This window comes from Paenibacillus pasadenensis DSM 19293 (assembly GCF_000422485.1).
Lineage (GTDB): Bacteria > Bacillota > Bacilli > Paenibacillales > Paenibacillaceae > Paenibacillus_O > Paenibacillus_O pasadenensis.
This window is the reverse complement of record NZ_KE383861.1, coordinates 72,451-79,700: the sequence shown is the minus strand read 5'-3', so window position 1 is coordinate 79,700 and position 7,250 is coordinate 72,451. Positions and strand designations below refer to the sequence as shown.

At 62.0% G+C, this 7,250-nt stretch carries 7 protein-coding genes; all 7 read left to right on the top strand.

Annotated features, from left to right (window positions below):
- Nucleotides 1-267: transposase (locus H582_RS0124675; RefSeq protein WP_028600675.1), on the top strand; the 267-nt coding region annotated here is incomplete at its 5' end.
- 864 nt (nucleotides 268-1,131) lie between these two features.
- The gene (gene murQ, locus H582_RS0124670) at nucleotides 1,132-2,046 is read left to right on the top strand and encodes an N-acetylmuramic acid 6-phosphate etherase (RefSeq protein WP_028600674.1); all 915 of its coding nucleotides are present in this window, start codon (nucleotides 1,132-1,134) and stop codon (nucleotides 2,044-2,046) included.
- 72 nt (nucleotides 2,047-2,118) lie between these two features.
- On the top strand, nucleotides 2,119-3,564 hold the full coding sequence (locus H582_RS0124665; protein WP_028600673.1) for an ABC transporter substrate-binding protein: 1,446 nt from the start codon (nucleotides 2,119-2,121) through the stop codon (nucleotides 3,562-3,564).
- Nucleotides 3,565-3,671: 107 nt separating this feature from the next.
- Nucleotides 3,672-4,580, top strand: a complete 909-nt coding sequence (locus H582_RS0124660; protein ID WP_028600672.1) for a carbohydrate ABC transporter permease — start codon at nucleotides 3,672-3,674, stop codon at nucleotides 4,578-4,580.
- A gap of 18 nt (nucleotides 4,581-4,598) precedes the next feature.
- Nucleotides 4,599-5,459, top strand: a complete 861-nt coding sequence (locus tag H582_RS0124655; protein WP_028600671.1) for a carbohydrate ABC transporter permease — start codon at nucleotides 4,599-4,601, stop codon at nucleotides 5,457-5,459.
- Nucleotides 5,460-5,559: 100 nt separating this feature from the next.
- Nucleotides 5,560-6,546, top strand: coding sequence for a GNAT family N-acetyltransferase (locus tag H582_RS0124650; protein ID WP_028600670.1), 987 nt, complete (start codon nucleotides 5,560-5,562; stop codon nucleotides 6,544-6,546).
- Complete coding sequence (locus H582_RS0124645; RefSeq protein WP_028600669.1) at nucleotides 6,543-7,250, top strand: PIG-L deacetylase family protein; 708 nt, start codon at nucleotides 6,543-6,545, stop codon at nucleotides 7,248-7,250. The genes H582_RS0124650 and H582_RS0124645 overlap by 4 nt, the downstream gene beginning before the upstream one ends.

Below are 7,250 nucleotides of genomic sequence, written 5' to 3'. Positions count from 1 at the left end.
CGGCTGCGCACCTCCAACGGCATGGAGCGCCTGAACGGGGAGATCCGCAGGCGCGAGACGGTCATCCGCATCTTTCCCAATCGCGCTTCCGTCCTTCGCCTCATCGGAGCCATGCTCATGGAAGAGAACGAGTACTGGATGACGAAGAAGCCGTACATGGACATGACGGACTTCAAGGCGTGGAAGAAGCAGAAAGTCACTCAGGGCGCCGGCTCGGAGGAGCAGGAAACCAGCACCACCATGACGGAAGCGACGGACAGCCTTTAAACCCGATTCCATTTTCTACCGAGAAGTGTTTTTACACACAATTATGGACTTGACCTCTGGATGAGGGAGGTACGCGGAAAACCCGAGTAACTCGGGTCGGATGTGCGTCTGGATGGGGAAGATACGCGGAAAAACCGAGTAACTCGGGTCGGATGTGCGTTCGGATGGGGGAGATACGCGGAAAACCCGAGTAACTCGGCTTCGAGATACGCGTGAGGCAGGGGTTAAGTCGAAAAAATCGAGTTACTGGGATACGAGGTAGGCGTGCGGCAGGGTTTAAGTAATCGAGTAACTGACCTTCGAGGTAGGCGTGAGGCAGGGAGCGGAGGGGACGGAAACCTCTTGGAGAAGCGGCAGCGGTTCCCTTGAAGGCCGGATTCCTTCCGTTTCGGAAAAGGAGATCAGAGGAATCTGGGCTTCAGCGGAATCGGAAAGAGGTTCCGTCCCTGGAGCGGCGTCAGCGAACATCCCCAGGAATTCCGTCCCCGCCCCCCATCCACCTAAACGCATAAAACGATCGCCCGCGGAGCATCCTCTCCATGCGCCCTGAGGCAGGATTTTCTCCGGCCGATCCTGCAACCGCTTCCCGGCCGAAGCCGCAACCGCTTCCCTGAAATTGGCGTTCCGACAGCGACTGACAGCCGGGACGAACTATGTTAACTTAACTCCCACAAACCCTTTCGTTTTGACAAAATTCTGTATTAAAACTCCAACATTAAGTTCCACTATAAAAATAAATTTCAAAAACTATTGACCAATTCGGAGCGTTTCGATACGATTGGGGTACGTCATACGAAGTTTATCAAGATCGGACGGAGGCTTGAGGTAACCGCTTCCAGATGATCGCAGGTTAGGGGAATGAAAATGAACGAATACCTTGCCGGCCTGACTACGGAAGGGATCAATCCCGATTCGATGTCGATCGACGAGTGCTCGACCGAGGAGATGCTGCGGCTGCTCAACCGGGAGGACTCGAAGGTGCCCGAGGCGGTCGAGGCGGAGATTCCGCGCATCATGGAAGCGGTCGACGCCATACATGCCGCTCTTGCGCAGGGTGGCAGATTATATTACATCGGAGCCGGCACATCCGGCAGGCTCGGCGTGCTGGACGCCTCCGAGTGTCCGCCGACCTTCGGCACGGACCCGGCCCTAGTCCAGGGCCATATCGCCGGCGGAGACGTCGCGCTGCGGACGGCGGTCGAGGGCTGCGAGGACGACGGCGACGAGGGCCGCGCGCTGATCGACCGGATCGGCGTCACCCGCCGCGACGCGGTCGTCGGCATCTCCGCCAGCGGCAGCGCGGCGTTTGTCATCGAGGCGCTGCGGCGGGCGCAGGAGATCGGAGCGGCGGCGATCGGCCTCGTGAACAATAAAAACACGAAAGTCGCCGAAGTCTGCGACATTTGCATCGCTCCGGTCGTCGGTAATGAAGTGATCGCGGGCTCGACCCGGCTCAAGGCGGGCACCGCCCAGAAGCTCGTGCTCAACATGCTCAGCACATGCACGATGGTGAAGCTCGGCAAGACGTACAACAACCTCATGGTCGACCTCAAGGCGAGCAACAAGAAGCTGCACGACCGCTCGCTGCGCATCATCGTCCGGGCGACCGGCGCGAGCGAGGCTCAGGCGGCCGACGCGCTCGAGCGGGCGTCGAAGGACACCAAGCTCGCCATCATGATGCTTCAGACCGGCCTCGAGCCCGAGGAAGCGCGCCAGGCGCTGCAGCACAGCTCCGGCAATCTCAAGGAGGCAATCCGCATCTGCGCCGGAGCGGGCTGAACGAAGCCGGCGACTGCGTCATGCGATTCCCATATACGAACTTGTCTATTTAAAAAGGGAGGATCTTGAACCATGACAAAAAGATCAAGATTGACGGCAAGTGTACTCGCTCTCACCGTCGCGGCCGGCGTGCTCGGCGCCTGCGGCTCCAACAACGGCAACGAGCCGGCTGGCAACGCGGCCGGCAACACGGGAGGAGAAGGCGCCGCGGCGGCGAAGGATACGATTACGGCGCTGCTGCCGCCGGTATCGGCGAACTTCCAGGCCAACTTCAAGCAGATGGAAACGGAATTCAACAAGCAGTATCCGAACCTCACGCTCAAGATCGAGCCGGCCAGCTGGGAGGACATGACCCAGAAGCTCGATACCCAGGTCAACGCCGGCAGCCCGCCGGACATCGCCTTCATGGGCTCGGAGGGCATCGCCAAGTACGTCCCGATGGGCATGGTGATGGACATCAAGGACGTCGTCACGCCGGAGATGATCGCCGACTTCGACGAAGGTCCGCTTAAATATATGTACAACGGCGAAGGCCTGTTCGGCTTCCCGGCCTACATGGAGGTCCATGCGATCGGCGGCAACAAGCCGTTCCTGGAGGAAGCCGGCATCGACTGGAAGAAGATCCAGCAGAGCGGCTGGACGTTCGACGAGTTCCGCGAGGCGATCAAGAAGGGCGTCGTGAAGGAAGGCGATACGACCAAGCGCTACGGCTTCGTCTTCGCCACCGCCGGCGTCACCTCCAAGGACTACCTCGGCATCCTCGTCAAGAACGCCGGCATGCCGGCCGCCTTCGACAAGGATCTGAAGTACGCCTACACGAGCAAGAACTACCTGACGCTGCTCACGAACATCCGCCAGATGATCGACGACGGCTCGATGCCCAAGGAGCTCAGCTCCATCGACGCCGGCAAGCGCTGGAACATGTTCCTGACCGGCCAGACGATGATTACGGGCAAGGGCATGGCGGTGTTCGAGAACTCCTCGCGCCTCAACAACGAGAAGCTCGACGCCAACGACGGCAGCGCCGTCAAGGACAGCATCAAGACGGATTACGTCGTGCTCCCGGTGCCTTCCTTCGCCGGCCAGCCTGCGGTCGCCAACGCGATCGTCGACGGCTACGTCACGTTCCGCGGCAAGAAGGAGCCGACGGCCGAGCATAAGGCGAACGTCGCCAAGGCCGCCTACTTCCTGGCCAGCGGCCAAGTCGCCGCGACGACGAACAGCGAGCTGTTCTCCGCGCCGATCACGAAGAGCTCCCGCGAAGCGATGAAGAGCATCGAGAGCAAGCAGAGCGACTACAACAAGGCTGCGGTCGAGCATCTGCTCTCCACGGCGGCGCCGGCCCGTCCGGACATCCCGGCCGAGCTCGCGGCCAAGGCGATCAAGCTGGAGACGGAAGTCATCGTGCCGAAGCTGCAATCGCTGCTTGCAGGCGAGACGACGCCGGAAAAAATGTACGAGGACGTGAAGAAAGCCGCGATCGATACGTTCGGCGCGGACGGAGTCGTACAAGACTGATTTCCTGCCTCGGATAGCCGCCCCCCGCGGCTATCCGATCTCTTTTATCGGACCTGCTTCAAAGTCCCCCATGCCCGATCAGCGGAAGCGGAAAGGAGTCCTGCATCATGGCACGAGAAGCTTCGACCATCAAAACCCGTAACCGGCTGAACCGCGGGGATGGCGGGTGGGCGTACGCCTTCATCGCCGTCGCCCTCGTCGTCTACGCCATGTTCACGGCTTATCCCGTCATCAGCGCCTTCATCATCAGCTTCCAGAATTATCAGCCGCTCGGCTCCACCTATGTCGGATTCGAGAATTACGAGAACGTCTTCAAGAGCGCGCTGTTCTGGAAAGCGATGGGCAACACCGTCATCTACACCTTGCTCACCGTTCCGGTGGCGCTGCTGCTCAGCTTCGGCGTGGCGATCCTCATCATGCCGCTGCGCAAATGGATGCAGACCAGCTTCAAGGCCATCTACTACCTGCCGGCGGTCGCCTCCGGCGTCGCGCTGTCCGTCGTCTGGCTGTGGATCTTCGATCCGATGCAGGGCGGCATCCTCAACCAGCTGCTCGGCGCATTCGGCATCCCCAGCCAGAACTGGCTCGGCTCCAGCTCCACCTCGATGTTCTCGCTCGTGCTCATGAGCTGGCTGTCCAGCCACGGCACCAGCATCATCATCTACGTCGCCGCCCTGCTGGGCATCGACAACAGCTATTACGAGGCCGCCGACATCGACGGAGCTTCATTCCTGCAGAAGATGTGGCATATCGTCATCCCGTGCCTCAAGCCGACGACGCTGTTCCTGCTCGTCACCGGCGTCATCGGGTCGTTCCAGGTGTTCCAGAACGCCTACCTGATGACCGGCGGCGGACCGGACCACAGCACGACGATGGTCGGCCTGCTCATCTTCGACACGGCGTTCAAGTACTTCGAATTCGGCGACGCCGCCGCGCAATCGCTCGTGCTCGCGCTCGTCATCGCCATCATGGCCTTCGTCCAGTTCAAGTTCCTGGGCAAGGACGTGGAATATTAAGCGGAAGGAGGCCAGGACATGGGCTTATACAACAATCACTTAGGCAACTCTCTCCTGAAGAGCGCCCGCAATGCGGTCATCATCATCCTCCTTCTGCTGTTCGCGCTGGCGACGCTGTTTCCGATCTACTTCATGATCATCTCCTCCTTCGGAGATCCGATCGAGGCGGGCGCGGTCAGCTACTCGATCTGGCCGGAAAAGTTCTCGCTGGAGTCCTATAAGTTCTTCTTCAACTACAGCGAGTACTCGTACCGCTGGCTCGCCAACTCCCTGCTCGTCGCGACCGTGACGATGGTGTCCAACGTCGTGTTCGCCACGATGGCGGGCTACGCGTTCGCCAAGATTTCCTTCCGGGGCAGCAAGGTGCTGTTCGCCATCCTGCTCGGCGCCATGATGATTCCATATCAGGTGACGCAGGTGCCGCTCTACATCCTGATCGTGAACGTCTTCGACATCTCCAATACGTATCGGGCGCTGATCGCGCCAAGCCTGGTCACGGTGTACAACATCTTCCTGGCGAAGCAGTTCATGAGCTCCATCCCCAAGGAGATTCTGGAGAGCGCCAAGGTCGAGGGCTGCAGCCAGTTCCAGATTTTGACGCGCATCGTCATGCCGCTGTCCAAGACAGTCATGGCCGTCATGGCGATCCTCACCTTCATGGAGTCGTGGAACACCTTCTTCTGGCCGTTCCTCGTCACGAACACGATGGACATGCAGACGATCCAGGTCGGCCTCAAGAACTTCCGCTTCGCCAACACGACCTACTTCGCGCCGATGATGGCGGGAGCGACCGTATCGGCGCTGCCGATGTTCATCCTGTTCTTCAGCCTGCAAAAGTATTTCCTGGAAGGCGTGACCGTCGGCGCGGTCAAAGGCTGAGCCGATGTCGCAGAGGGCGGCCCCCTGCGGGCCGCCCTTCCGCTTGATGCAGCTGGCGCATCGCCGGCCCGACCGGCCGCGCCGGCAGGAGGGAATCATCATGACGATCCGCAACTGGAACGAGGAAGACCGCCGGGGCGCGCTCGCGCTCTGGAACCGGGAAGCCGTCCGCGACGGCTACAAGCCGCTGGATGAAGCCGGGTTCGCGGCGCTGATCGCGGAGCATCCGCAGTTCGACCCGGGTACCGCGTTCGTCGCCGAGGCTGGCGGCGAGCTGCGGGGGCTGGCGATCGGCTGCACGGGCGACGAGCTGCCGCTCGGCGCGCAGGCCGGCTACATCACCTGCGTGCTGGCGGACGCCGCGCTCGGCGAGGCCGAGGCGGACAGACTGCGGCGGGAGCTGCTGTCCCGTCTGGAGCGGCGCTTCGCCGAGCTCGGCAAGACGCAGGCCGACGTGCTGTTCTTCAACCCGATGCGGCTGCCGTGGCTCGTGCCGGGCACGCCCGGCCACGAGCACAACAACGCGCCGGGAGCGCCGGCGGGCGGCGCGCTGCACCGGCTGCTGTTGGAGGCCGGCTATGCCGAGCGCTCGCTGCAGCACGGGATGCACCTGGATCTGGCGCAGTTCGACGTGCCGGAGGATATTTTGCTGAAAAGATCGCGCGCCGCCGCCGAAGGCTATGCCGTCGAGAGGCTCGATCCGACCCGCCACACGGGGCTGGAGGAGCTGCTGGACGCGCTCGGCAATCCGCTCTGGCAGCGCGAGATCGCGGACTGCGCCGCGCGCGGCGTGCCGGTCGTCGCGGCCGTCTACGGCAGCCGGCTCGTCGGCTTCGCCGGTCCGGTCGTGCGCGAGCCGAGCGGCCGCGGCTATTTTGCCGGCATCGGCGTCCATCCGGAGCATGAGGGGCACGGGCTCGGCAGCCTGCTGTTCTTCTCGCTCTGCGAGGCGTTCCGATCGATCGGCACCGACTACATGACGCTGTTTACCGGGAGCGAGAACCCTGCTCTGCGCATCTACGACAAAGCCGGATTCAAGACGGCGAAAACATTCGCCGTCATGAGAAAGGAAGGGATCGGATCATGAGCGAAAGAAAGCAGCTGACGATACTGGGCATCGGAGCGCATGTCGGCGACGTGGAGCTGGTCGCCGGAGGCGTGCTGGCCAGCCATTATCTCAAGGGAGACAAGATCGCGACGCTGGCGCTGACGGCCGGGGAGCGCGGCGTGCCCGAGGGACAGGACGTGCACGAATACCGCGAGCAGAAGGTGCGCGAGGCGCATACGTTCGCGGGCATGCTCGGCGGCGAGGCGCGCGTGTTCGAAATTCCGGACGGCGAAATACCGGATGACGAGGCGATCCGCCTGCGCGTCTGCGACGTCATCCGCGAGATCAAGCCGGACATCATCATCACGCATCACTGCAACAGCATGCACAAGGACCATGCGACGACGCATCGCATCGTGAACGACGCCCGCTTCTTCGCGGGGCTCAAGGCGATGGAGCGCGAGCGTCCGGCGCATTTCGCGGGCAAGCTGTACTACGGCGAGAACTGGGAGGACGCGGTCGGCTACGTGCCGTACGTCTATGTCGGCTTCGACCAGCAGGCGTTCGACCTGTGGATCGAGGCGCTGTCCACGCACTGGTTCGTCACCGGCAGCAAGTCGTTCGCCTACATGGACTATTACCAGAGCCTGGCGCGCGTGCGCGGCTGCGAGATGCGCGGCCTGTATGCGGAGACGTTCATGATTCCGGCGGAAACGATGCGCCTGCGCCAGCAGGAGCTGTAG